General features: G+C 43.7%; 22 protein-coding genes and 1 tRNA gene. All 23 read left to right on the top strand.

Features of this window, described 5'->3' with window-relative positions:
* Positions 1–5 precede the first annotated feature (5 nt).
* The 23 genes from H8716_RS04935 (at position 6) to H8716_RS04825 (ending at position 24,494) form a co-directional block, all read left to right on the top strand.
* Positions 6–1,670 carry a ribonuclease J gene (locus H8716_RS04935; protein WP_249307409.1) on the top strand — a complete coding sequence of 555 codons (1,665 nt, stop codon included), beginning with the start codon at positions 6–8 and terminating at the stop codon, positions 1,668–1,670.
* Positions 1,671–1,727: 57 nt separating this feature from the next.
* The gene (locus tag H8716_RS04930; RefSeq protein WP_249307408.1) at positions 1,728–2,084 is read left to right on the top strand and encodes a YlbF family regulator; all 357 of its coding nucleotides are present in this window, start codon (positions 1,728–1,730) and stop codon (positions 2,082–2,084) included.
* Positions 2,085–2,128: 44 nt separating this feature from the next.
* Positions 2,129–2,512 carry an endolytic transglycosylase MltG gene (locus tag H8716_RS04925; protein ID WP_249307407.1) on the top strand — a complete coding sequence of 128 codons (384 nt, stop codon included), beginning with the start codon at positions 2,129–2,131 and terminating at the stop codon, positions 2,510–2,512.
* A gap of 3 nt (positions 2,513–2,515) precedes the next feature.
* Positions 2,516–3,178: an O-methyltransferase gene (locus H8716_RS04920; protein WP_249307406.1), complete on the top strand. Its 663-nt coding sequence runs from the start codon at positions 2,516–2,518 to the stop codon at positions 3,176–3,178.
* A 21-nt stretch (positions 3,179–3,199) separates the two neighbouring features.
* Positions 3,200–4,423 (top strand): peptidase U32 family protein, encoded by a 1,224-nt coding sequence (locus H8716_RS04915; protein WP_249307405.1) that lies wholly within the window; start codon positions 3,200–3,202, stop codon positions 4,421–4,423.
* Between the two features lie 69 nt (positions 4,424–4,492).
* Positions 4,493–5,131: an RNA polymerase sporulation sigma factor SigK gene (gene sigK, locus H8716_RS04910; RefSeq protein WP_249307404.1), complete on the top strand. Its 639-nt coding sequence runs from the start codon at positions 4,493–4,495 to the stop codon at positions 5,129–5,131.
* Entirely contained in the window at positions 5,128–5,697 is a 570-nt protein-coding gene (locus H8716_RS04905; RefSeq protein WP_249307403.1) for a 4'-phosphopantetheinyl transferase family protein, read from the top strand. Before sigK ends, H8716_RS04905 begins: the two co-directional genes overlap by 4 nt.
* Before the next feature lie 105 nt (positions 5,698–5,802).
* Entirely contained in the window at positions 5,803–7,329 is a 1,527-nt protein-coding gene (locus tag H8716_RS04900; RefSeq protein ID WP_249307402.1) for a YifB family Mg chelatase-like AAA ATPase, read from the top strand.
* Between the two features lie 4 nt (positions 7,330–7,333).
* Entirely contained in the window at positions 7,334–8,407 is a 1,074-nt protein-coding gene (dprA, locus tag H8716_RS04895) for a DNA-processing protein DprA (RefSeq protein ID WP_249307401.1), read from the top strand.
* Between the two features lie 70 nt (positions 8,408–8,477).
* The gene (topA, locus tag H8716_RS04890; protein ID WP_249307400.1) at positions 8,478–10,565 is read left to right on the top strand and encodes a type I DNA topoisomerase; all 2,088 of its coding nucleotides are present in this window, start codon (positions 8,478–8,480) and stop codon (positions 10,563–10,565) included.
* A 171-nt stretch (positions 10,566–10,736) separates the two neighbouring features.
* Complete coding sequence (codY, locus tag H8716_RS04885; RefSeq protein WP_249307399.1) at positions 10,737–11,522, top strand: GTP-sensing pleiotropic transcriptional regulator CodY; 786 nt, start codon at positions 10,737–10,739, stop codon at positions 11,520–11,522.
* A 213-nt stretch (positions 11,523–11,735) separates the two neighbouring features.
* A complete protein-coding gene (groES, locus tag H8716_RS04880) occupies positions 11,736–12,020 on the top strand; it encodes a co-chaperone GroES (RefSeq protein ID WP_249307398.1) in 285 nt (94 codons plus the stop codon).
* A 20-nt stretch (positions 12,021–12,040) separates the two neighbouring features.
* The gene (gene groL / locus H8716_RS04875) at positions 12,041–13,666 is read left to right on the top strand and encodes a chaperonin GroEL (protein WP_249307397.1); all 1,626 of its coding nucleotides are present in this window, start codon (positions 12,041–12,043) and stop codon (positions 13,664–13,666) included.
* Positions 13,667–13,842: 176 nt separating this feature from the next.
* Entirely contained in the window at positions 13,843–14,346 is a 504-nt protein-coding gene (locus H8716_RS04870) for a DUF6106 family protein (RefSeq protein ID WP_249307396.1), read from the top strand.
* 91 nt (positions 14,347–14,437) lie between these two features.
* Positions 14,438–15,892, top strand: a complete 1,455-nt coding sequence (gene guaB, locus H8716_RS04865) for an IMP dehydrogenase (RefSeq protein ID WP_249307395.1) — start codon at positions 14,438–14,440, stop codon at positions 15,890–15,892.
* A complete protein-coding gene (locus H8716_RS04860; protein ID WP_249307394.1) occupies positions 15,879–17,378 on the top strand; it encodes a methyltransferase domain-containing protein in 1,500 nt (499 codons plus the stop codon). Before guaB ends, H8716_RS04860 begins: the two co-directional genes overlap by 14 nt.
* Positions 17,379–17,513: 135 nt before the next feature.
* Positions 17,514–17,586, top strand: a tRNA-Gly gene (locus tag H8716_RS04855).
* A 355-nt stretch (positions 17,587–17,941) separates the two neighbouring features.
* On the top strand, positions 17,942–19,345 hold the full coding sequence (locus H8716_RS04850; RefSeq protein WP_249307393.1) for an amidophosphoribosyltransferase: 1,404 nt from the start codon (positions 17,942–17,944) through the stop codon (positions 19,343–19,345).
* 17 nt (positions 19,346–19,362) lie between these two features.
* The gene (locus H8716_RS04845; RefSeq protein WP_249307392.1) at positions 19,363–21,702 is read left to right on the top strand and encodes an HAD-IC family P-type ATPase; all 2,340 of its coding nucleotides are present in this window, start codon (positions 19,363–19,365) and stop codon (positions 21,700–21,702) included.
* A 30-nt stretch (positions 21,703–21,732) separates the two neighbouring features.
* A complete protein-coding gene (locus H8716_RS04840) occupies positions 21,733–22,458 on the top strand; it encodes a sensor histidine kinase (protein ID WP_249307391.1) in 726 nt (241 codons plus the stop codon).
* A 16-nt stretch (positions 22,459–22,474) separates the two neighbouring features.
* Positions 22,475–23,323, top strand: a complete 849-nt coding sequence (locus H8716_RS04835; RefSeq protein WP_249307390.1) for a response regulator — start codon at positions 22,475–22,477, stop codon at positions 23,321–23,323.
* Positions 23,292–23,642, top strand: a complete 351-nt coding sequence (locus H8716_RS04830; protein ID WP_249307389.1) for a response regulator transcription factor — start codon at positions 23,292–23,294, stop codon at positions 23,640–23,642. Before H8716_RS04835 ends, H8716_RS04830 begins: the two co-directional genes overlap by 32 nt.
* Before the next feature lie 81 nt (positions 23,643–23,723).
* A complete protein-coding gene (locus tag H8716_RS04825; RefSeq protein WP_249307388.1) occupies positions 23,724–24,494 on the top strand; it encodes an N-acetylmuramoyl-L-alanine amidase in 771 nt (256 codons plus the stop codon).
* The last annotated feature ends 10 nt before the right edge of the window (positions 24,495–24,504 follow it).

The following is a 24,504-nucleotide window of genomic DNA, read 5'->3' as shown; positions in this document are numbered from 1 at the left end:
TTTGATTGAAAAATATTAATAATTCAAAATTGAAAATTATTCCTCTTGGAGGACTGGAACAGATTGGTATGAATATTACTGCCTTTGAATTCGAAGACAGTATTGTAGTAGTGGATTGCGGGCTGTCTTTCCCGGAAGATGATATGTTGGGAATCGACTTGGTAATTCCAGATATCACATATCTGAAGGAACATGCAGATAAGGTAAAAGGATTTGTAATCACTCATGGACATGAAGACCATATCGGGGCACTTCCATATGTTATGAAAGAGATCAATGCGCCGATTTATGCGACGAAGCTGACCATAGGTATTATCGAGAATAAGTTTAAGGAACACGGATTGCTGAAGACTACGAAGAGAAAAGTAGTAAAACACGGACAGTCCATTAATCTCGGTGCGTTTCGTATAGAGTTTATCAAGACTAACCATAGTATTCAGGATGCATCTGCCCTTGCTATTTATTCACCGGCGGGTATTGTGGTGCACACCGGAGACTTTAAGGTAGATTATACACCGGTATTCGGAGATGCTATTGACCTGCAGAGATTCGGAGAGATTGGTAAGAAGGGTGTACTGGCACTGATGTGTGACAGCACGAATGCAGAGAGACCGGGATTTACCATGTCTGAGAGAACCGTTGGAAAGACTTTTGATAATATTTTTGCAGAGCATAAGAATACACGTATTATCATTGCAACATTTGCATCTAACGTAGATCGTGTGCAGCAGATTATCAACTCTGCATATAAGTATGGAAGAAAAGTAGTTGTAGAAGGCCGAAGCATGGTGAATATCATTGCTACGGCTTCCGAACTGGGATATTTGAATGTTCCGGATCAGACACTGATTGAGATTGAGCAGATGAAGAACTATCCGGATGAGCAGATGGTCCTGATTACTACAGGAAGTCAGGGAGAGTCTATGGCAGCCCTGTCCAGAATGGCAGCTGACATGCACCGTAAGGTGACGATCAAGCCTGGTGATACGGTTATTTTCAGTTCTAACCCGATTCCGGGTAATGAAAAAGCAGTATCCAAGGTCATTAATGAACTGACTGCCAAGGGAGCGGATGTTATTTTCCAGGATGCCCATGTATCCGGACATGCCTGCCAGGAGGAGATTAAACTGATCTACTCTCTGGTACATCCGAAGTACGCAATTCCGGTACATGGAGAACTGCGCCATCTGAAGGCTCAGGCGGGACTGGCGGCAAGCCTTGGCATTCCGAAGGAGAATATTTTTATTTTGCGTGCAGGAGATGTACTGGCACTGGATCAGGAAGACGCAAAGATTGTAGACAAGGTACAGACCGGTGGTATTCTGGTAGATGGACTGGGCGTAGGAGATGTTGGCAATATTGTACTGCGCGACAGACAGCATCTGGCAGAAGATGGTATTGTGATTGTGGTACTTTCATTGGAGAAATACAGTAACCAACTGCTGGCAGGACCGGATATAGTATCCAGAGGATTCGTATATGTCAGAGAATCAGAAGATTTGATGGAAGATGCAAGACAGGTAGTACTGGATGCACTGGAGTATTGTGGCGCAAAGCATATCACAGACTGGGGCAAAATCAAGAATACCATTAAAGATGACCTGAACAGCTTTATCTGGAAGAGAACAAAGAGAAGCCCGATGATTCTTCCGATCATTATGGAGATCTAAAAACGTAGACAGCGTTTATCCGGCAAACACAGGATAGGGCTTGATGGAAGGATTTTAATGAAAGATAATGTGGAAATTTATACACTGGCACTGATCCGTGTGATCCATGACAGTGATGCATACAGAGAATATAAGACGGTCAGAGAGAGGGTTGCGCAGGAACCGGATCTGAAGCGTCAGATTAATCAGTACCGTAAGGAATGTTATCAGCTTCAGAACAGCGGAGATGTGGAGTCTCTGTTTGAGCGGACACAGAGGTTTGACGGGCAGTATGAGGAATTCCTGAAGAATCCTCTGGTAGAAGAATATTTGAGATGTGAGCTGGCGATTTGCCGTATGCTTCAGCAGATAGCCAGTAAGGTTGTGGAATCTGTGGAACTGGATCTGGATGAGATCGCAGATGAGATCAATTAGATACAGCAGAGACAGTATTTCAACATGAGGAGGCAGATGACAGATTGGGACGAGTAATAAAACATCTGTCCTTATTGCTGATGAAGGTTCTGCTGATTGTACTCATTACATTTGGATTGTATTACTTTGGTACGTATGCGTTTGATTTTGGCAGACAAATATACAGCGAAGAAGGCATGACGGCAGCACCTGGCAAAGATGTTGCCGTTGTGGTGTCTGAGGGGAAAAGTGTAAAGGAAGTGGCACAGATGCTGGAGCGGTTCGGACTGATCCGTAATGCATATGTATTTATGGTGCAGGAACGGCTTTCCAGATACCATGGACAGATTCAGCCTGGGAATTATGTGCTGAATACTTCGCAGAGTGGAAATACCATGATAGCAATTTTGAGTGGACATACAGAGGAATCAGGCAATAAGGAGACATAGTACATGATAGTAGATGAGAGAATGGTGACATATATCAATTCTCTGGATACCGGGAGCGGCGAATTTCTGGACAGACTGGAATTACAGGCCAGAAAAGACCGTGTTCCGATCATACGGCGTGAAATGCAGAGCTTTCTGAAGGTTCTGCTTCAGATAAAGAGACCGGCAAGAATTCTGGAAGTAGGAACAGCTGTAGGATTTTCGGCACTTCTGATGGCAAAATATACGCCGGAAGATACCAGAATCGTAACCATAGAGAAATATGAGAAGAGAATTCCCATAGCAAAGGAGAATTTTAGGGCAGGCGGGATGGAGCATCGGATTACTCTTCTGGAAGGAGATGCATTGGAGATCTTGAAAGGCATGAATGACACCTTTGATTTTATTTTTATGGATGCGGCCAAAGGACAGTATATTCATTTCTATCCGGAAGTGATGCGCCTGCTGGAACAGGGGGGAGTGCTGGTTTCGGATAATGTCCTGCAGGAGGGAGATCTTATTGAATCCCATTTTGCAGTGGAACGCAGAAACCGCACGATTTATAAAAGAATGCGGGATTATCTTTATATATTAAAACACGATGAACGGCTGGAGACGTCGATCCTCTCTGTAGGAGACGGAGCGGCAGTCAGTTTCCGGAAGGAGACAGGCACACTGGAACTATAAGTGAACAGGAAAGGCAGTAATATGAGAAAACCAGAATTATTAATACCGGCAAGCAGTCTGGAAGTATTAAAGACAGCCGTTATTTTTGGAGCTGATGCAGTATATATTGGAGGAGAAGCATTTGGACTGAGAGCAAAGGCAAAGAATTTCTCCATGGAAGAAATGAAAGAGGGCATTGAATTCGCCCATGAACGTGGAGTGAAGGTATATGTGACAGCGAATATTCTGGCACATAACTATGATCTGGCAGGAGTGGAAGAGTATTTTAAAGAACTTCGGGAGATTCACCCTGATGCACTGATTATTGCAGATCCTGGAGTATTTTCCATTGCCAAGAGAGTGTGCCCGGAGATTGAACGCCACATCAGTACACAGGCCAATAATACCAATTATGAGACTTACCGTTTCTGGTATGGGCTGGGTGCAAAAAGAGTTGTTTCTGCCAGAGAATTATCGATGGAAGAGATTCGCCAGATCCGTGCAAATATACCGGATGAATGTGAGATCGAGACTTTTATTCACGGTGCCATGTGCATTTCTTATTCCGGCAGATGCCTTCTCAGCAATTATTTTACAGGAAGAGATGCCAACAGAGGCGCATGTACGCATCCATGCAGATGGAAATATGCAGTTGTGGAAGAGACAAGACCGGGAGAATATATGCCGGTTTATGAGAATGAACGGGGAACCTATATTTTTAATTCCAAGGATCTGTGTATGATTGAGCACATTCCGGAGATTCTGGAATCTGGGATTGACAGCCTGAAGATTGAGGGAAGAATGAAGACGGCACTTTATGTTGCAACTGTGGCTCGTACTTACCGCAAAGCCATTGATGACTGTCTGCAGTCCAGGGAACTGTATGAGAAGAATATGCCTTGGTATCTGGAACAGATTTCCAACTGTACTTACCGCCAGTTTACCACTGGATTTTTCTATGGAAAACCGGATGAAAATGCACAGATCTATGACAGTAATACCTACGTGAAGGAATATACGTATCTGGGAATTGTGGGAGAAGTAACCGATGAAGGACTGTGTCGTATTGAGCAGCGAAATAAGTTTTCCGAAGGAGAAGAAATCGAGATCATGAAGCCAGACGGAGAGAATATTACCACAAAGGTATTGCAGATTCTTAACGAAGACGGGGAGACACAGGAAAGTGCCCCGCATCCGAAACAGGTTCTGTATATACGTCTGGATCAGAGAGCAGATCATTACGATATTTTAAGAAGACAGGAATAACAGGTTGGAAAAGCACTAAAAAGGGATTAGGCACATAAACTAATAGAAACCCCCTTTGAGGTGCTTTTTATGAAGTCCTTTCCAAAGCCACTTACAGCGGAAGAAGAAGCCTATTATCTGAGTCGATTCCGTGAAGGAGATATGGATGCAAAACGCATTCTCATTGAACGGAATCTTCGTCTGGTTGCACATGTGGCCAGGAAATACGTAAATCAGGGCGAGGAGACAGAAGATCTGATAGCAGTGGGAACGGTAGGACTCATTAAAGCCGTGGTGACTTTCAATCATCAGAAAAATAGCAAACTGGCGACTTATGCGGCCAGGTGTGTAGAAAATGAATTACTGATGTTGTTTCGTAACCGTCGTAAAGTAAACAGGGATGTTTCCATCTATGATCCCATTGGGACAGACAAAGAGGGGAATGAGATTAATCTGCTGGATATACTGGAAAGTGAAAGTGTAGATGTCATTGAACAGATTCAGGTCAGAGAGAATACCAGAAAACTGGAAAAATTTCTGCACAGTGAGCTTACTATGCGAGAACGGCAGATTCTTCAGATGCGCTATGGACTTGGCAGGGAAAAGGAGATGACCCAGAGAGAGATTGCAGGTGTGCTTGGAATTTCCAGATCTTATGTATCCAGGATTGAAAAGACAGCCATTGAAAAGCTCAGGGAAAAATTTCAGGAGGAGATAAACGGAGCATGATATACTGGAGATCTATGCCGGAAGACTGCAGGAAGGCAGAACAGACAGCCTGCGCGCAGCAGCTTCTGGCAGAAGCACTGAAAAGAGAATATCAGATGCCAGCACTTCCGCGGATTGAAAAAACAGAAAGTGGAAAGCCGTATTTTGTAGATTATCCGGAGATACAGTTTAATTACAGTCATTGCAGGAATATGGCTGTCTGCGTGCTGAGCAGTGCCAGAACCGGCATTGATATAGAAACAATCCGTCCGTTTCATGAGCGTACAGCCAGAAGATTCTGCTGTGACAGGGAATGGAACTGGCTTAAGGGGCAGGAAGATCAGGATCAGGCATGGATCAGAATCTGGACATTGAAAGAGGCTTATCTCAAATATACCGGGACCGGAATCCGCACAGATTTAAAGCAGCTGGATATACTGGATGTACTGGAGAGCCGAACAGAACAGAAGGTGATATGGGATCACGGAAAACAGGTGTGTTTGTATGCAGAGAGTATTCGAAATGGCAGAGAATGGATTTCTGTTTTTGGTGAACTGAAGATGAATACAACAATGTGTTGTGTTTAATTGAAAAATGTGATATATTAATTCTGCGCTGATCAGGCGCTTCATACTCCAGAGTTCTTCTGGAGAAAATTCAAACATTACAATTGCATAACAGGAGGAAGCAGATTGTTTAGTAAAGTGTTATCTGCCGCTGTATATGGCGTGCAGAGCAGACTGGTTCAGGTGGAGGCAGACACTATGGAAGGACTGCCTTCTTTTTCCATGGTAGGCTATCTGTCTACACAGGTAAGGGAAGCACAGGATCGTGTACGCACGGCGCTGAAAAATTCTGGCATTTATCTGCAGCCAAAGAAAATAACAGTGAATTTGTCCCCGGCAGATCTTCACAAATCAGGAACCGGATTTGATCTGCCCATTGCGGTAGCTATTGCAGCATCCTATGGAATGGTGAAAAGAGAAAGACTGGAAAATACCATCATTGTGGGAGAACTCAGTCTGAACGGCAAATTGAATGCTGTATCAGGGATTCTCCCTATAGCGGCGGATGCCAGAAAATTTCACTGTAGCAGGATGATTGTACCCTGTCAGAATCAGAGAGAAGCAAAAGCCATACAGGGGCTGGAAGTTATCGGAGCAGGGACATTAAAAGAGGTACTGGAATATTTGCAAAGTGGAAAAACGCCAGAAAATCCTACAGAAGAAAAAGAAGAAATACAAACAGAACGACAGGTGGATTTTTTAGAAGTAAAAGGGCAGGAGACGGCAAAAAGAGCAGCGCTGATAGCGGCAGCAGGATTTCACAATCTTCTGATGATCGGACCACCCGGTTCAGGAAAGTCTATGATTGCCAGAAGAATCGGAACCATTCTGCCAGAGCTGACCTTGGAAGAATCCATTGAATTATCAAGAGTATATAGTGTACTTGGGATGATTCCGGCAAATGGATCCCTGTTAAGACAGAGACCTTACAGGGCACCCCATCATACGATTACAGCCAGGGCTCTCTGTGGTGGCGGACATGTACCCAAACCGGGGGAGATCAGTCTGGCACATAAAGGTGTGCTGTTTCTGGATGAACTTCCGGAGTTTCACAGGGAAACACTGGAGATATTGCGACAGCCGCTGGAAAGCGGGGAGGTGCAAATTGCCAGAGCCGGTTATCAGTATACGTTCCCGTCACAGTTTATGCTGATCGGAGCCATGAATCCATGTCCTTGTGGTTATTATCCGGATTTGTCCAGATGCCAGTGTACCTGCACGGAAGTGAAAAAATATCTGGGAAAAATCAGTCAGCCGCTGTTAGACCGTATGGATATGACCATTGAAGTTTCCAGGGTTCCCTTTCTGGATCTGGAAAAAGAGTCATCAGGAACATCCAGTGAGCAGATGCGCAGGAAAGTGGAAAGTGCCAGGGAAATCCAGAAAAGAAGGATGCTTGACAGAGGGAAGCTTTTTAATTCTCAGATGGAAACAAAAGAACTGGAATATTTTTGCAGACTGGATGGAAAAAGAACAGAATTTATGAAAAAAGCCTTTGATGAGATGAAGCTGAGTGCCAGAGGCTATGCAAGGGTTCTGAAAGTGGCAAGAACTATTGCTGATCTGGAGGGGGCGGAAGAAATAGAGCTGAAACATCTTCAGGAAGCACTGTGTTATCGAAGTACGGTACATATGTACTGGAAGGGCAGGTGAGAGGATGGATGAATGGTTATGGATGTGCAGCCTGCCCGGATTTTATCGGAAGGATCTGGAGCGGCTGCTGCAGTTTTTTGAGACACCGGACAGAGTCTGGAGTGCCCGAGACAGTCAGATTGCAGTGCTGCCTTTCCTGAAAGAAAAACAAAAAGAAATCCTGAAGGAATGGAAAAGAAAGAAACCTTCGCAAATAAGGAATAAGACAGCCGAGAGTGGAATAAAGTTTACCAGTTACATGGAAGAAAACTATCCGCCAAGGCTTCTGGAACTGCCAGATTATCCCTTGGGACTATTTTATCTGGGTGATCTCCCGGAAGCAACGGAGCGTTGCGTGGCCGTGGTGGGAGCAAGAATGTGTACAAATTATGGAAGAAACATTGCCATGCAGATTTCAGAGGAACTGGCAGTTCAGCAGATTGCAGTGGTCAGCGGTATGGCATATGGTGTTGACGGGATTGCCCAGGCTTCCTGTCTGAAAGCAGGAGGAAGAAGCTATGCAGTGACAGGATGTGGCCCTGATATCTGTTATCCCAGAGATCACCGTCTGCTCTATCAGGATCTGAGACAGAACGGAGGAGTCATCAGTGAGTATGCTCCTGGAACACCTGTACAGCCGCTGCATTTCCCTATGAGGAACCGACTGATCAGTGGCCTGTGCGAATGTGTGGTGGTAGTGGAGGCAAAGAAAAAGAGTGGTTCTCTGATTACTGCAGACATGGCACTGGAACAAGGCAGAGATGTGCTTGCTGTTCCGGGAAGAGTGTCGGATCCTTTAAGTGAAGGCTGCAATCATCTTATTTCACAGGGAGCAGGTATTCTCACATCTCTTGAGGACCTCAGGCAGCATCTTGGAATTGCCGTGAAAAAAGTGAAAAAAAACAAAAAAAATAACATTAAGCTTGCAAGTTTAGAAAATATGGTGTATATTTGTCTGGATTTTCGACCAAAGAGTCTGACGGAGATAGTCAGATCTGCCAAGATGGCACCGGAGCAGGTGATGAGAATACTGACAGATCTTCAGATGAGAGGAATGGTCGAAGAAATATCGAAGAATTATTACGTTTTGAAAAAATAGCGACAGCACAGATGTGACAGAAGTAAATAAGTTTTCGAAATGCAGTGGTTTTCCACGGAGGAGTTTTTAGATGGCAAAATATCTGGTGATTGTAGAATCCCCGACGAAAGTAAAGACGATTAAGAAGTTCCTTGGGTCTAACTATACAGTTGCAGCATCCAATGGTCATGTACGTGATTTCCCGAAGAGTCAGTTCGGAATCGATGTAGAACATGACTTTGAACCAAAATATATTACAATCAGGGGAAAGGGGGAACTGCTTGCCGGCTTGAGAAAAGAAGTGAAGAAGGCGGACAAGATCTTTCTTGCAACTGACCCGGACCGGGAAGGAGAGGCAATCAGCTGGCATCTTACACATGCACTGAAGCTGGATGGGGATAAGAAAGTTTATCGTATTACTTTCAATGAGATTACCAAGAATGCGGTAAAAGCGTCTCTGAAGAGTCCGAGAGCCATTGATATGGATCTGGTAGACGCACAGCAGGCACGGCGTATGCTCGACCGTATGGTGGGCTACAAGATCAGTCCGTTGCTGTGGCAGAAGGTTAAGAGAGGTCTGAGCGCCGGACGTGTGCAGTCTGTGGTACTGCGTCTGATCGGAGATCGTGAAGACGAGATCAATGCATTTATTCCTGACGAATACTGGAGTCTGGATGCACATCTGAAGGTGACAGGAGAAAAAAAGGTACTGGAAGCCAAGTTCTATGGAACAGAGAATGAGAAGATCACAATTCATTCCAAAGAAGAAGTGGAAAAGATCCGGGGAGAGATCGAAAAAGAACCATTTCAGGTAAAAGAGATCAAAACGGGAGAACGTACCAGGAAGGCACCACTTCCGTTTACCACCAGTACTTTGCAGCAGGAGGCTGCCAAAGTGCTGAATTTTTCTACGCAGAAGACGATGCGTATTGCACAGCAGCTCTATGAAGGTATTGATATCAAGGGGAACGGAACCGTAGGTCTGATCACTTATCTGCGAACTGATTCCACCAGAATCGCGGAAGAAGCAGATGTGGCAGCACGTGCATTTATCCAGGAAGAGTATGGAGAGCAGTATGTGGCTGAGAAGACGCAGAGTAAGAATTCAGGACAGAAGATTCAGGACGCACATGAAGCTATTCGTCCAAGTGATATTACCAGAACGCCGGTGTTTGTAAAAGAATCCCTTTCCAGAGATCAGTTCCGTCTGTATCAGTTAATCTGGAGACGTTTTACAGCAAGCCGCATGGAGAATGCCAAATATGAGACAACCTCTGTGAAGATCGGAGCTGGAAAGTATCGTTTCACAGTGGCAACATCCAGAGTGTTGTTTGACGGCTTCATGTCTGTTTATACCCAGGATGGGGATGAGGACGGGAAAGCAAATACGTTACTGTCTAAGATCACAGAAGATACCGGACTTACACTGAATGAGATGCAGGAGAAACAGCATTTTACACAGCCGCCGGCGCATTATACAGAAGCATCGCTGGTAAAGACATTGGAGGAACTGGGAATCGGAAGGCCAAGTACTTACGCACCGACGATTACCACGCTTCTGACCAGACGCTATGTGACGAAGGAAAATAAGAATCTATATATGACAGAATTGGGTGAAGTGGTAAATAATATGATGAAAGAAGCATTTCCGAGTATTGTGGATGTGAATTTCACTGCCAATATGGAATCCCTTCTGGATATGGTAGAAGAAGGTAAAGTGAACTGGAAGACCGTAGTCAGCAATTTTTATCCGGATCTGGATGAAGCAGTTCAGAAAGCAGAGAAGGAACTGGAGGAAGTAAAAATTGAGGATGAAGTGACAGATGTGATCTGTGAACAGTGTGGTCGTAATATGGTGGTAAAATACGGACCTCATGGTAAGTTCCTTGCCTGCCCGGGATTCCCTGACTGCCGTAATACCAAGCCATATCTGGAGAAAATCGGTATTGCATGTCCGAAGTGCGGAAAAGAGGTCGTGATTCGCAAGACCAAGAAGGGCAGAAAGTATTACGGATGCGAGAATAATCCGGAATGTGATTTTATGTCCTGGCAGAAGCCGTCTGAAAAGAAATGTCCGAATTGTGGAGGATACATGCTGGAGAAGGGCAATAAGCTGGTGTGTGCCGATGAACAGTGTGGTTATGTGGAAACCATGGAAAAGAAAAACGAAGATTTATAAAAAAGAAAGAGAAATGACAGTAATGACTGTGATTTCTCTTTTTTTCAGATAAATAGAAATAATTTTGATATTATCTGAAAATTTGTTTGAATTTATGAATAATATATGATAGCATAAAATCGTATTGATATAAATTCAATCTTTTTACATGGCAGTCATAGGAGGATGAATATGAGTGTTCAACTGTTGGACAAAACACGTAAGATTAATAAGTTACTGCACAATAACAGCTCCAGTAAAGTCGTATTTAACGATATCTGCAAGGTGCTGACAGATATTATGGATTCCAATATTCTGGTACTGAGTAAAAAGGGAAAGGTGCTGGGAGTCAGTATCAGCAGTGAGATCGGAGAGATACATGAACTGATGGAAAATAAAGTTGGGACATTTATTGATCCGATGCTGAATGAACGTCTCCTGGGTGTGCTTTCCACCAAGGAGAATGTGAATCTGGAGACTCTTGGTTTTGAACCGGAAGGTGTGAAAAGGTACCAAGCCATTATTAATCCTATAGATATTGCAGGAGAACGTCTGGGAACCGTGTTTATGTACCGGGTAAAAGAGCCTTATACTATTGATGATATTATTTTAAGTGAGTACGGTACTACGGTGGTAGGACTGGAGATGATGCGTTCTGTGAATGAGGAAAGTGCGGAAGAACACAGGAAGATTCAGATTGTCAAGTCAGCTATCAATACCTTGTCCTATTCGGAACTTGAGGCCATTCTGCATATTTTTGATGAACTGAACGGCAATGAGGGAATTCTGGTGGCAAGTAAGATCGCAGACCGAGTCGGTATTACCCGTTCTGTGATTGTCAATGCACTTCGTAAGTTTGAGAGCGCCGGAGTAATCGAATCAAGGTCTTCCGGTATGAAGGGAACGTATATCAAAGTGGTCAACCAGATGGTATTTGATGAATTGGATGAGATCAGAAGACAGAGAGAGTTTCACTAGAAGCTCTCTTTTTTTACACACAATAATTTAAAAATGAGAAAATAATAGAAAAAAAGAGATAAATAGAGAAAATAAAAGATATATAACAAATAATCAAAAAGTATAAAGTTGCATATTTTGCATATATTTACTAATATAAAAACCGTAGTTAGCACTCAGTTGAAGAGAGTGCTAATAAAACAGATCGAGAAGTTCGACAAAGGAGGCTTATTTATGAAGTTAGTACCACTTGGCGACAGAGTCGTTTTAAAACAGGTTGAAGCAGAAGAGACAACAAAATCAGGTATTATCCTTGCAGCAAAATCCCAGGAAAAACCACAGGAAGCAGAAGTTATCGCAGTAGGACCTGGCGGAATGGTTGATGGAAAAGAAGTTACCATGCAGGTAAAAGCAGGAGACAAAGTAATCTACTCCAAATATGCAGGAAACGAAGTAAAACTGGATGGTGAAGAATATATTATCGTAAAACAGAATGATATTCTGGCAATCGTTGAATAATTTAGCAGGAGGAAAAGGCAATGGCAAAAGAAATCAAATACGGATCAGACGCCAGAAAAGCTCTTGAAGAAGGCGTAAACAAACTGGCTGATACAGTAAAAGTAACACTTGGACCGAAAGGAAGAAACGTAGTACTGGATAAACAGTACGGTGCACCACTGATCACAAACGATGGTGTATCCATTGCAAAAGAAATCGATCTTCCGGATCCATTCGAAAACATGGGCGCACAGCTGGTAAAAGAAGTTGCTACCAAAACAAATGATGTAGCAGGTGACGGTACTACAACAGCAACTGTACTTGCACAGGCTATGATTCAGGAAGGTATGAAGAACCTGGCAGCAGGTGCCAATCCAATCGTCCTGAGAAAAGGCATGAAGAAAGCTACAGAAGTAGCAGTAAAAGCAATCGCTGATATGAGCAGCAAGGTTAACGGCAAACATCAGATGGCAAGAGTTGCAGCAATCTCTGCCGGAGATGAAGAAGTAGGAAACATGGTTGCAGATGCAATGGAAAAAGTATCCGCAGACGGTGTTATCACTATTGAAGAATCCAAGACCATGAAGACAGAACTGGACCTGGTAGAAGGTATGCAGTTTGACCGAGGATATATTTCCGCATACATGGCAACAGATATGGAAAAGATGGAAGCAGTTTTGGATGATCCATACATTCTGATCACAGACAGAAAGATCACAGTTATCCAGGACATCCTTCCGGTACTGGAACAGATTGTTCAGGCAGGAAGAAAGCTGCTGATCATTGCAGAAGATGTAGAAGGTGAAGCACTTACTACTCTGATTGTAAACAAATTAAGAGGAACATTCGGTGTTGTTGCAGTAAAAGCACCAGGATACGGCGACAGAAGAAAAGAAATGCTGAAGGATATCGCAATCCTGACAGGCGGACAGGTTATTTCAGAAGAACTTGGACTGGAACTGAAAGATACAACTCTGGAGATGCTGGGACGCGCCAAATCTGTAAAGGTTGCAAAAGAAAATACGGTTATTGTTGACGGACTGGGCAATAAAGATGAGATCAAGGCAAGAGTAGAACAGATCAAATCTGCAATCTCTACCACAACATCTGAATTTGACAAAGAAAAGCTTCAGGAAAGACTGGCTAAGCTGGCTGGCGGTGTTGCTGTTATCCGTGTCGGTGCAGCTACAGAGACAGAAATGAAAGAAGCAAAACTGCGTATGGAGGATGCTCTGAATGCAACACGTGCAGCAGTAGAAGAAGGTATCGTAGCAGGTGGTGGATCTGCGTACATCCACGCAGCAAAAGAAGTTGCCAAACTGGTAGATGAACTGGAAGGTGACGAAAAGACAGGCGCTAAGGTGATCCTGAAAGCCCTGAGTGCTCCATTGACACAGATCGCGCAGAATGCAGGTCTGGAAGGCGCAGTTATCGTAAACAATGTAATGGAATCCGAAGTAGGATTTGGTTTTGATGCTTACAATGAAGAATACGTAGATATGGTATCAGCTGGTATCCTTGATCCTGCTAAAGTTACCAGAAGTGCTCTTCAGAACGCAACCAGCGTAGCATCTACATTCCTTACAACAGAATCCTGTGTTGCAAACATCAAAGAACCAGAACCTGCTATGCCGGCAGGTGCAGGAATGAATCCTGGAATGATGTAATTAAAAAGATTTAGTTTAGAAAGAATCCTCTGTTACGGGATTCTTTCTTTTTATATACGACAAAATTGTACAAAGACTGGTGCATTGTGTCCGGATATGATATAATAAACAGATATAATACTTCAGAATCTGTTGCCAAGAGACTGAACAGATACAAAAAAAGAAGGAGCGGACAGATGAGCGATTTATACACAGAAGAGATTGTAAAAAAAGAAAAGACAGGGAAGGATACACTGATCAAAGTACTTCTGATAGCTGGAACGGTATTATCAGTACTTTCTCTCATGATTCTGGGCTGGATTTCACTGATTTTGGTTGCAGTATTTGCTGCGGCAGATTACTTTATTATACCGTCACTGGATCTGGAATTTGAATATCTATATGTGAACGGTGAGATTGACATTGACAAGATCATGTCCAGGCAGAAGAGAAAAAGAGTGTTCTCCGGCGACGTGTCTTCGCTGGAACTGCTGGCACCGTCACAGTCCCATGAACTGGATCATTATCGAAGCAGATCTGACATTAAGAAGAATGATTTTTCTTCCGGGAAGAAAGATGCCAGAACTTATACTATGATCCTGAAAAAAGAAAACAAAATGGAACTGGTTGTTTTTGAACCGAGTGATGTTATGCTCAAAGACATGAAACGCATGGCACCAAGAGAAGTACATCTTCAATAACTGTTCAGAAACAATTGACAGACACTTTTATTTTTGATAGAATATCGTGCAAAAGTCATAATCATAAAAGGAAGAAAGTGAGGAAGTACAAATGGGCAGCATTATAGGTGAAGGAATTACCTTTGATGACGTATTACTGGTTCCAGCTTATTCAGAAGTGATTCCGAATGAAGTAAAACTGAATACTCATCTGACTAAGAAAATCAAACTGAATATTCCAATGATGAGTGCCGGTATGGATACGGTTACTGAACACAGAATGGCAATTGCAATGGCAAGACAGGGTGGTATCGGCATTATCCATAAGAATATGTCTATTGAGGCACAGGCAGAAGAAGTGGACAAGGTAAAGCGTTCCGAGAACGGAGTCATTTCAGACCCATTTTATTTATCTCCAGAACATACTCTTGCGGATGCCAATGATCTGATGGCAAAGTTCCGCATTTCCGGTGTCCCGATTACTGAAAACGGAAAACTGGTCGGTATTATTACCAACCGTGATCTGAAATTTGAAGAAGATTATTCTAAGCTGATTAAGGACTGCATGACTTCTGAAGGATTGGTTACTGCAAAAGTAGGAATTACTCTGGAAGAAGCTAAGAAGATCCTTGGACGGGCGCGTAAAGAGAAGCTTCCGATTGTAGATGATGATTTCAATCTGAAAGGCCTGATCACCATCAAAGATATTGAGAAGCAGATTAAGTATCCAAATTCCGCCAAGGATGAACAGGGGCGCCTGCTCTGCGGTGCGGCAGTAGGAATTACAGCTAATTGTCTGGAGAGAACGGAAGCTCTGGTAAAAGCACATGTAGATGTTGTGGTTCTGGACTGTGCACATGGTCATTCAGCAAATGTATTAAGATGTGTGAAGATGATCAAGGAAAAATTCCCGGATCTTCAGCTGATTGCAGGTAATGTGGCAACCGGAGCAGCTACGAAGGCTCTGATTGAAGCAGGTGTGGATGCGGTAAAAGTTGGTATCGGACCAGGTTCTATCTGTACAACCCGTGTAGTATCCGGTGTGGGTGTTCCTCAGATTACTGCAGTTATGGAATGTTATGATGTTGCAAAAGAATATGGTATTCCGATCATCGCAGATGGTGGTATCAAATATTCCGGAGACATGACAAAAGCAATCGCAGCAGGTGCAAATGTCTGCATGATGGGAAGCATTTTCGCAGGATGTGATGAGAGTCCTGGAACATTTGAATTGTTCCAGGGAAGAAAATATAAAGTATACCGTGGTATGGGATCTATTGCAGCCATGGAAAACGGAAGCAAAGACCGTTACTTCCAGACTAATGCCAAGAAGCTGGTTCCGGAAGGAGTAGAGGGACGTGTTGCTTATAAGGGCAGCGTAGAAGATACAGTATTCCAGTTACTTGGAGGTCTTCGTTCCGGTATGGGGTACTGTGGCACACCGACGATTGAGGAACTGAAAGAGCGTGGCAGATTCGTTAAGATCTCTGCAGCTTCTTTAAAGGAATCACATCCTCATGATATTCATATTACCAAAGAGGCACCGAACTATAGTGTTGACGAGTAATTATTTAGAGCAGATTCGAAAAAAGAATAATGTTAGACAGAACCTTATCGAATTAAAGCAGTTAATTCGAGATGACAATCAGAAGAAAGCCCTTGCTTATGAAATAGCAGGGGATTTCTCTGACTTTACGGTTCTTTTAAAAGATGAGGATCCCAAGGTACGAAAAAATGCAGTGCTGATTCTCGGAGAGATGGAATGTGATGATCTGGCAGATCTGATCTGGGATGCCTATGAGGCAGAACAGACGATGTTTGTGAAAGCAGATTATATCAAGAGCCTTTCCAAATGCGAATGCAGACAATTACTTCCGAAGCTGAAGATCAGATTGCAGGAACTTTCTGAAAAGAAGGTCACTGTGGAAGAAGAGAAACATGTACGTGCAGAGATTTTCGCATTACAGGCGTTGGTGCTGAAGTATAACCGTCCGAAACATCATAAGTTTACAGGGTTTGATAATGATTTGGAAGTGATTCTGATGACTAACCGTAATCACCGGGAAGTGACGGTGGCACAGCTCCCAGCTGAGACAGAGGTGAAGATGCTTTCTGGTGGTATTCGTTTTCAAACCACGCATCTGGAAGAGGTGCTGAAGATTCGTACTTATACAGAAATGCTGTTTCCGATTCCGGGATTGCGTCTTTTGGAGGGAAGCCCGGACCATATGGCAAAGCAGCTTGTACATGGCGGCATGTTGCGTTTTCTGAATGAGAATCATGCCGGTAATCCACCTTTCTACTTCCGACTGGAAATTAAGAGCGGTATGGCGACAGACCGGAGAATCGATCTGGTGAAGAAGATGTCACTGGCTATTGAACGGGAGTCTGACAGAGAGATGGTGAACACCACATCCGGCTATGAATTGGAGATCCGGCTGGTGGCCAATAAAGAAGGGCGTTTTATTCCGCTCTTGAAGCTTTCTACGATTCCGGACTGGAAGTTCTCATATCGTAAAGAGGTGCTTCCTACTTCAGTGACTCCGGCAAATGCAGCATTATTTATGGCACTGGCAGGATCATTGTTAAAAAAAGATGCCAGAGTACTGGATCCGTTTTGCGGAACTGGTACGATGCTGATAGAGAGAGCCAGATTCCTTCCGTGTAATACACTGTATGGTATAGATATTCTGGAAGAAGCGATACAGAAAGCAAAAGTGAATACGGAACTGGCCAATATACCGATTCATTATATTAATCGTAATTATTTTGATTTCAAACACGAATATCATTTTGACGAGATTGTAACTAATCTTCCGGGAGTGGGTAGGAACAAGGATGCAGAATCACTGCAGATTCTGTATGACCGTTTTCTTCAGAAGTCACAAAAGATGCTGGAAAACAACGGGATTGTGGTTGCTTATACAACAGCACCTGAGATATTGAAAAAACAGTTCCATAACTATCCGGCGTATATTTTGGAAAAAGAGGCAGTCATCAATGAGAGAGAGAATAGCCGCCTGTTGGTGCTGCGCTATCACATTGAGTATTAGAACGAGAAAATCGCAGCAGTTTTTTGAACAATATGAATTGTTTCAAAAATTTCGAAAAAAGTTCAAAATAAGTATTGACAAAAGCAATAACGTCATATATAATAATGCTTGTCACTGAGGAAGTGACAAGGAAATGCGCGAGTGGCTCAGTTGGTGGAGCGCGACCTTGCCAAGGTCGAGGCCGCGGGTTCGAGTCCCGTCTCGCGCTCTTGTTTTGCACAGAAATAGGCATCCGATTGGATGCCTATTTTTTGTGCAAAAAGAGCCCTGCCGGGCTCAAACAGCATTCTATGAATGCTGTTCGAGGTCTCGGAGGACCTAAAGTCCTCCTCGGTCGGCGCTGAGCATTGGTCCACCGGACCAATAGCGCCGTCTTGCGTGTGTTTATTTTTATTTTACTTGTGAAAACGAAAAGAGTTTTGTATACTGTACATGATATGGAAATTTTTGTATTTTTGTATGAATAGCAGATACAGCAGAAACAAAGATGAAAAGTGCCTGTCTGAGGCAGCAATGACCAGAGACAGAGAAATACTGCATTGTGGCAGATATAAGGAGGATATATGGGCGGATTTTTTGCGGTAGCATCTAAACAGGATTGTGTATTTGATTTGTTTTTTGGAACGGACTATCATTCTCATCTTGGTACAAGACGTGGTGGCATGGCGGTATATGGAAGGGATGGATTTGACCGTGCGATTCATAATATTGAGAATTCCCCATTTCGTACGAAGTTTGAAAAGGAAGCCAACGAGATGAAGGGGTATATGGGAATTGGCTGTATTTCTGATTATGAACCTCAGCCATTGCTGATCCGTTCTCATCATGGAACTTATGTGATTTCCACAGTGGGAAAGATCAATAATATGGAAGAACTGGAGAATGAGTTATTCCGTTCCGGACATACCCATTTTATGGAGATGACGACAGGTGAGATCAATGCCACAGAGCTGGTGGCGACGCTGATTAATCAGAAAGAAAGTATTGTAGATGGAATTCAGTATGCGCAGGAGAAGATTGATGGGTCTCTGACAATCCAGCTTCTGACACCGAAAGGAATCTATCTTGCAAGGGATAAGATGGGGCGTACACCGGTGGCAATTGGTAGAAAAGAGGGCGCTTTCTGTGCATCTTTTGAGAGTTTTGCCTACCTGAATCTGGGATATGAAGAATATCGGGAACTGGGACCTGGCGAGATTGTGGTTATGACACCAGAAGCAGTAGTAACATTGGTAAAACCCGGAGAAAAGATGAAAATCTGCACTTTTTTGTGGGTATACTATGGGTATCCTTCATCCTCTTATGAGGGAATCAGCGTAGAACAGATGCGGTATAACTGCGGAAAGCTTCTTGCACGAAGGGATAACGTAGATGCCGATACGGTTGCAGGAGTGCCGGATTCCGGAACAGCTCACGCAGTTGGTTATGCCAATGAATCAGGAATTCCGTTTTCCAGACCGTTTATAAAGTATACACCGACCTGGCCGAGATCTTTTATGCCAACGATACAGAGTCAGCGTAATCAGATTGCCAAGATGAAGCTGATACCTGTACATGACCTGATTAAGGGAAGAAGACTTTTGCTGATTGATGATTCCATTGTACGCGGTACACAGCTTCGTGAGACAACAGAGTTCCTGTATCGCAGTGGGGCAAGAGAAGTACATATCAGACCGGCATGTCCTCCACTTATTTACGGATGCAGGTTCTTGAATTTCTCCAGATCTTCATCGGATATGGACCTGATTACAAGGCGTATTATTCAAAGACTGGAAGGACGGCAGGATGATGAGATTCTGCAGGAATATACCAATCCGGATTCTGATAAGTATCATGATATGGTGGAAGCAATCGGAAGAGAGATGAATTTCTCATCTCTGCGTTATCACAGGCTGGATGATATGATCCAGTCTGTAGGAATTGATCCAGATCAGCTTTGCACATATTGCTGGAATGGAAAGGAATAAGCAGAACAGGAGATAACATGGAAGAAAAGCAATTTCACGGACTGTCTTCTGCGGAAGTGGAAGAACGGGTTCGTATGGAGCACACAAACCGTACCAATACCAGTGCATCCAAGTCTGTATCGGATATCGTGAAGGAACATTCCCTTACGTACTTTAACTTCCTGAATCTGTTTCTGGCGGTGCTGGTGGCTCTGACAGGGCAGTTCAAGAATATGACTTTTATGGGAGTCATTATTATCAATACAGCAATCGGTATTGTGCAGGAGTTAAAAGTAAAAAAACTGATTGACCAGATTTCGGTTATGACGGTTTCCAGGACAAAAGTGATCCGTGAAGGAGTGACAAAGGAGATTGATGTCAATGATGTGGTTATTGACGATGTCATATTGGTGGAGAGCGGAGAACAGGTCTGTGCAGACTGCAGGCTTCTGGACGGTACAGGAGTAGAAGTAAATGAATCCATGCTGACAGGAGAGTCCAGACCTGTGAAGAAGCAGACAGGTGATGAACTGATGTCAGGAAGTTATCTGGTATCCGGCAGCGGTGTGGCGAAGGTTTTTCACGTAGGGGAGAATAACTATGCGGCAACCCTTGCCAGAAAAGCCAGAATTAAAAAAAGAGCATCTTCTCAGATGCAGGAGATTATTAAGAAAATTATCAAAATAGATGGTGTCCTGCTGATTCCTGTGGGAATTCTGCTTTACCTGTCACAGAAAGGCATTGCAGAGACAACTTCAGATGCCATTGTAAATACAGTGGCAGGCGTGATTGGTATGATTCCAGAGGGACTGGTGCTTCTAACCAGTATATCTTTTGTACTCGGTGTGGGCCGGCTGGCACGGAAAAAAGCACTGGTACAGGAGATGGAAGCAATTGAAGCACTTGCCAGAGTGAATGTGCTCTGCCTGGATAAGACAGGAACGATTACCACTGGTAAACTGGATGTGGTAGAAGTGGTTCCTCTGAAGGAACATACGGAAGAAGAAGTTACTGAGATAATGAGAGAGCTGACTTGGGTATTTGATGATGTGAACAGCACCCAGGATGCCCTGAGAAAGAAGTTTAAAAAGGCACAGAACTGGAAAGCACAGGAAAAGATTCCGTTTTCTTCCGACCGTAAATACCGTGCGGTATTCTTTGAGGAACATGGAGGATTTGCTCTGGGAGCACCGGAATTCCTGGCGCCAGAGGATACAGAGCTGATGGAAAAGGTGAATCAATATTCCGTCAAAGGACTGCGAGTGCTGCTCCTTGCTTCAGCTAAAGTGCTGGAAGAAGAAGGAAAAGTAGAAGAGGTAATCCCGGCTGCGCTGATTGTGATAGAAGATCAGATCCGTCCAGAGGCAAAGGATACGTTTGCCTATTTCAGAGAACAGCAGGTAGATATCAAAGTACTTTCCGGTGACAATCCGGTAACAGTGTCTCAAATTGCCGGTAAAGCAGGCCTGGAAGGTGCAGAGCAGTATATGGATGCAAGGAATCTTCCGGAAGATTTTGAAGAACTGAGAGAGACAGTAGAGAAATATTCTGTGTTTGGAAGAGTACGTCCGGAACAGAAACAGAACATTATCAAGGCATGCCAGGCAAACGGTGAAGTTGCCGGAATGGTGGGTGATGGTGTGAATGATGTGCTGGCGCTGAAAGATGCAGACTGTGGTATTGCCATGGCAGCAGGAAGTGATGCGGCCAAACAGGTGGCACATATAGTTCTTCTGGATTCGAATTTTGCCAGCATGACCAATATTGTGGGAGAAGGAAGAACGATTATCAGCAATATTGAAAAGGTCAGTTCTCTGTATCTTACGAAGACGATCTATTCAGTGCTGCTGTGCCTGATCTTTATTTTCTGGCAAAAGGAATATCCGTTTATTCCGATACAGCTTTCATGGATCAGTGGTGTGGCAATCGGTGTGCCAAGTTTTCTTCTGACGCTGGAACAGAATCAGAACAGTATATCCAAGGGATTCCTGCGTCATGTTATGCGTGTGGCACTTCCGGCAGCACTTACGATGGTTGTAACGTTGGTATTGACAGAGGTACTGTCACCGTTCTGGAACCACGAAGATTCATTGTCCTCCCTGTACCACCTGGCGCTGGGAGGTATGGTCAGCCTGATTGTGGTATATCGTGTATGTATGCCAATGACAAGATATCATAAGGCTCTATGCGTGGGACTGACAGCTATTTTTGTGGCAGGAATTGTTATAGCACCGGGATTTTTGGGAGTTCATGATCCGGGATGCTGGCAGAGTCTGTTTTTATTGCCGATGATCTGCATGGTATGTGTATTGAATCAAGGACTTACCCACATTTTGGAATGGATTGACTGTGAACTTGGAAAGAAGAAAGCACAGTAATAAAGACTGCAAAGAACAGGGAGGCAGGCAATGGATTCCGGATGGATGATTGGAACGGCAATTCTTATTATAGGACTGGTGGGTATGTGCGTCATACAATGCTTCCAGAATCGAAAATTAAAAGAAAAAAATCGGGAAATGGAAGAGCAGCTGCGGGAGACGGATATGTCTATTATGCTCAGTCAGATTCAGCCCCATTTTCTGTATAATTCCCTGTCTGCCATACGGGAACTCTGCCTGGAGGATCCTGAGGAAGCACCGCGGGCACTGGAGGAATTTTCTGCATTCCTGAGAGGAAACATGGATTCCCTGAGAAGTAAAGTACCGGTTCCTTTTTCCAGAGAGCTGGAACATGTGAAACATTATCTGCATCTGGAACAGATTCGGTTCGGCGATGATCTTCATGTTGAGTATGATATTCAGGAAGAAGACTTTTTCCTTCCGACGCTGACGATACAGCCGATTGTGGAGAATGCAGTTAAGTACGGAGTCGGCAATAAGGAGGAAGGTGGGACAGTCAGGATCAGTACATGCAGAGAAAGGGAAAAGATTGTGATAACCGTGGAGGATGACGGGATTGGATTTGATGTAGATGAGATAGAGCACATACCGGTACAGAAGGATGGACGTACCCATATTGGACTGTCCAATGTGAAACACCGCTTAAAAAAAATGGTAAATGGAACTATGACCATACACAGCCGCAGGGAGACAGGAACCATTGTCCGGATTACACTGGACGCAGAACACAGATAAGAAAGGGAGAGGCAGCATGCAGATACTTGCAGTAGATGATGAAAAACTGGAATTAAATGCACTGATGCGGGCACTCAGAGAAGTGTTTCCCGATGAATCCATCTCTGGTTTTCAGAAAATCGGTGATGTTCTGAAATTCCTGAAAAAGAACAGTGAAGAAAAAACACCGGTTCAGTATGCTTTTCTGGATATGAAACTGCGTGGGATCACGGGAATCGAACTGGCAAAGCTGATAAAAGAATCCTTTCCGGAGGCGAAGATTGTTTTCTGTACCGCTTACAGTGAATATGCATTTGAGGCATACAAGATGTATGCGCTTGGGTACCTTCTTAAGCCGATTAAAGCTGAGGATATCAGAAATACGCTGCGCAATATGGATAAAAGCTGGATAGAGAGCAGTCAGCCAGAAGAAAAACATACAAAAGCAGTGAAAGTACAGACTTTTGGCAATTTTGAGGTGTTTGTGGATGGCAAGCCAATGGTGTTTGAGAGGGCGAAGGCAAAGGAACTGTTTGCATATCTCATTGACCGCAGGGGAGCGTCTGTGACAACGGCAGAGATTGCAGGAATTCTTTTTGAAGACAGGGAATATGACCGAAATCTGAAAAGCCAGACGAATGTGATCATGAACAGTCTCAAGACTGATCTGAAAAAAGAGGGGATTGGCGAATTGTATCTTAAAACATGGAATCATCTTGCTATTGATGTGAGCAGATTACGGTGTGATGCTTATGATTTTATGAAAGGTGACCCGATTGCGGTGAATTCTTATAATGGAGAATATATGGCAAATTACAGTTGGGCAGAATTCTCAAAGGGAGTGTTTGAAAAACATGGAAATTATTCTGGTTATGAAGGATTATGATGAACTTCTTGATCTGAAAAATAAAGTGGAAAGCGTATATGGCAGAGAGAAAATCTGTACATTTCAGGCGGCAGAAGATGCAGCAGCTTATGCAAAAGGCAGACATATTGATGTGTGCTACACTGAAGTGGTTCTAAAGGGGATGTCTGGCATTGCCCTTGCAAAAGAACTGAAGAAAAAGGGAGAAGATATCCAGATTAATTTTATATCAGATACCCAAGAATATGCCCTGGATGCATGGAAATTATTTATTAATGACTATCTGTTGAAGCCAGTTTCTTTAAGCGCTGTGCAGCACAGCAGGGACTGCAGTCGGTAAGGCGTTTTTACATGAAGCTATTTTCCAATTAAGAGACTTCTGCATATGCTATAGAGAAAGAGCATAATGCAGGAGTTTTTTATGGCAAAAATAGCAATTGACGCAGGACATGGAGGTGCGGATCCCGGGGCAGTCTATCAGGGAAGGCAGGAAAAGGATGATAATCTGAAGCTTGCCCTGGCAGTGGGAGAAAGACTGCAGAATGCAGGAACTGACGTATTCTATACAAGAACGGAGGATATTTATCAGACACCTTATCAGAAAGCAATGGCAGCAAATGAGTCCGGTGCGGATTTTCTGGTGTCCCTGCATCGCAATTCCAGTGAATATCCCAATCAGTATACAGGTGTGGAGACGCTGGTTTATGATAACAAAGGAGAAAAAGCAGAAGTGGCAGAAGCTATTAACAGCGGACTGGAAAATATTGGATTTCGCAATAACGGTGTAAAGATACGTCCGGGACTGGTTATATTAAGAAGAAGCAGGATGCCGGCAGTGTTGGTGGAAACAGGATTTATAAACAGCGAAGAAGATAACCGACTTTTTGATGAAGAGTTTGACCGGATTGCGGATTCCATAGCGGATTCTATTTTACAGACAGTTGCAAAAAATGAAGATGCAGTGCAGGAAAGGGAAGAAGTATATTACCGTGTGCAGACAGGTGCATTCCGCAACAGGGAGAATGCGCTGCGGCAGCAGGAAAAATTGTCTGCTGAAGGATATCCGGCATTTTTGGTGGAGAATAACGGCTATTATCTGGTGCAGGTAGGCGCTTTCCGTAAGCTGGAAAATGCAGTTCGTATGGAAGCTGCTCTGCGTGAAAATGGTTATCAGACCTACATTACCACGTGAAGAAATCCTT

It is taken from the genome of Jingyaoa shaoxingensis (genome assembly GCF_014385005.1).
Lineage (GTDB): Bacteria > Bacillota > Clostridia > Lachnospirales > Lachnospiraceae > Marvinbryantia > Marvinbryantia shaoxingensis.
This window is presented reverse-complemented; position numbering and strand designations above follow the sequence as displayed.

What these genes read in the sequence shown, in the direction of transcription:
- H8716_RS04930 (WP_249307408.1), top strand. Translation starts at nt 1,728, where the DNA reads ATGAAAGATAATGTGGAAATTTATACACTGGCACTGATCCGTGTGATC.
- H8716_RS04920 (WP_249307406.1), top strand. Translation starts at nt 2,516, where the DNA reads ATGATAGTAGATGAGAGAATGGTGACATATATCAATTCTCTGGATACC.
- H8716_RS04915 (WP_249307405.1), top strand. Translation starts at nt 3,200, where the DNA reads ATGAGAAAACCAGAATTATTAATACCGGCAAGCAGTCTGGAAGTATTA.
- sigK (WP_249307404.1), top strand. Translation starts at nt 4,493, where the DNA reads ATGAAGTCCTTTCCAAAGCCACTTACAGCGGAAGAAGAAGCCTATTAT.
- H8716_RS04905 (WP_249307403.1), top strand. Translation starts at nt 5,128, where the DNA reads ATGATATACTGGAGATCTATGCCGGAAGACTGCAGGAAGGCAGAACAG.
- dprA (WP_249307401.1), top strand. Translation starts at nt 7,334, where the DNA reads ATGGATGAATGGTTATGGATGTGCAGCCTGCCCGGATTTTATCGGAAG.
- topA (WP_249307400.1), top strand. Translation starts at nt 8,478, where the DNA reads ATGGCAAAATATCTGGTGATTGTAGAATCCCCGACGAAAGTAAAGACG.
- codY (WP_249307399.1), top strand. Translation starts at nt 10,737, where the DNA reads ATGAGTGTTCAACTGTTGGACAAAACACGTAAGATTAATAAGTTACTG.
- groES (WP_249307398.1), top strand. Translation starts at nt 11,736, where the DNA reads ATGAAGTTAGTACCACTTGGCGACAGAGTCGTTTTAAAACAGGTTGAA.
- groL (WP_249307397.1), top strand. Translation starts at nt 12,041, where the DNA reads ATGGCAAAAGAAATCAAATACGGATCAGACGCCAGAAAAGCTCTTGAA.
- H8716_RS04870 (WP_249307396.1), top strand. Translation starts at nt 13,843, where the DNA reads ATGAGCGATTTATACACAGAAGAGATTGTAAAAAAAGAAAAGACAGGG.
- guaB (WP_249307395.1), top strand. Translation starts at nt 14,438, where the DNA reads ATGGGCAGCATTATAGGTGAAGGAATTACCTTTGATGACGTATTACTG.
- H8716_RS04850 (WP_249307393.1), top strand. Translation starts at nt 17,942, where the DNA reads ATGGGCGGATTTTTTGCGGTAGCATCTAAACAGGATTGTGTATTTGAT.
- H8716_RS04845 (WP_249307392.1), top strand. Translation starts at nt 19,363, where the DNA reads ATGGAAGAAAAGCAATTTCACGGACTGTCTTCTGCGGAAGTGGAAGAA.
- H8716_RS04840 (WP_249307391.1), top strand. Translation starts at nt 21,733, where the DNA reads ATGGATTCCGGATGGATGATTGGAACGGCAATTCTTATTATAGGACTG.
- H8716_RS04835 (WP_249307390.1), top strand. Translation starts at nt 22,475, where the DNA reads ATGCAGATACTTGCAGTAGATGATGAAAAACTGGAATTAAATGCACTG.
- H8716_RS04830 (WP_249307389.1), top strand. Translation starts at nt 23,292, where the DNA reads ATGGAAATTATTCTGGTTATGAAGGATTATGATGAACTTCTTGATCTG.
- H8716_RS04825 (WP_249307388.1), top strand. Translation starts at nt 23,724, where the DNA reads ATGGCAAAAATAGCAATTGACGCAGGACATGGAGGTGCGGATCCCGGG.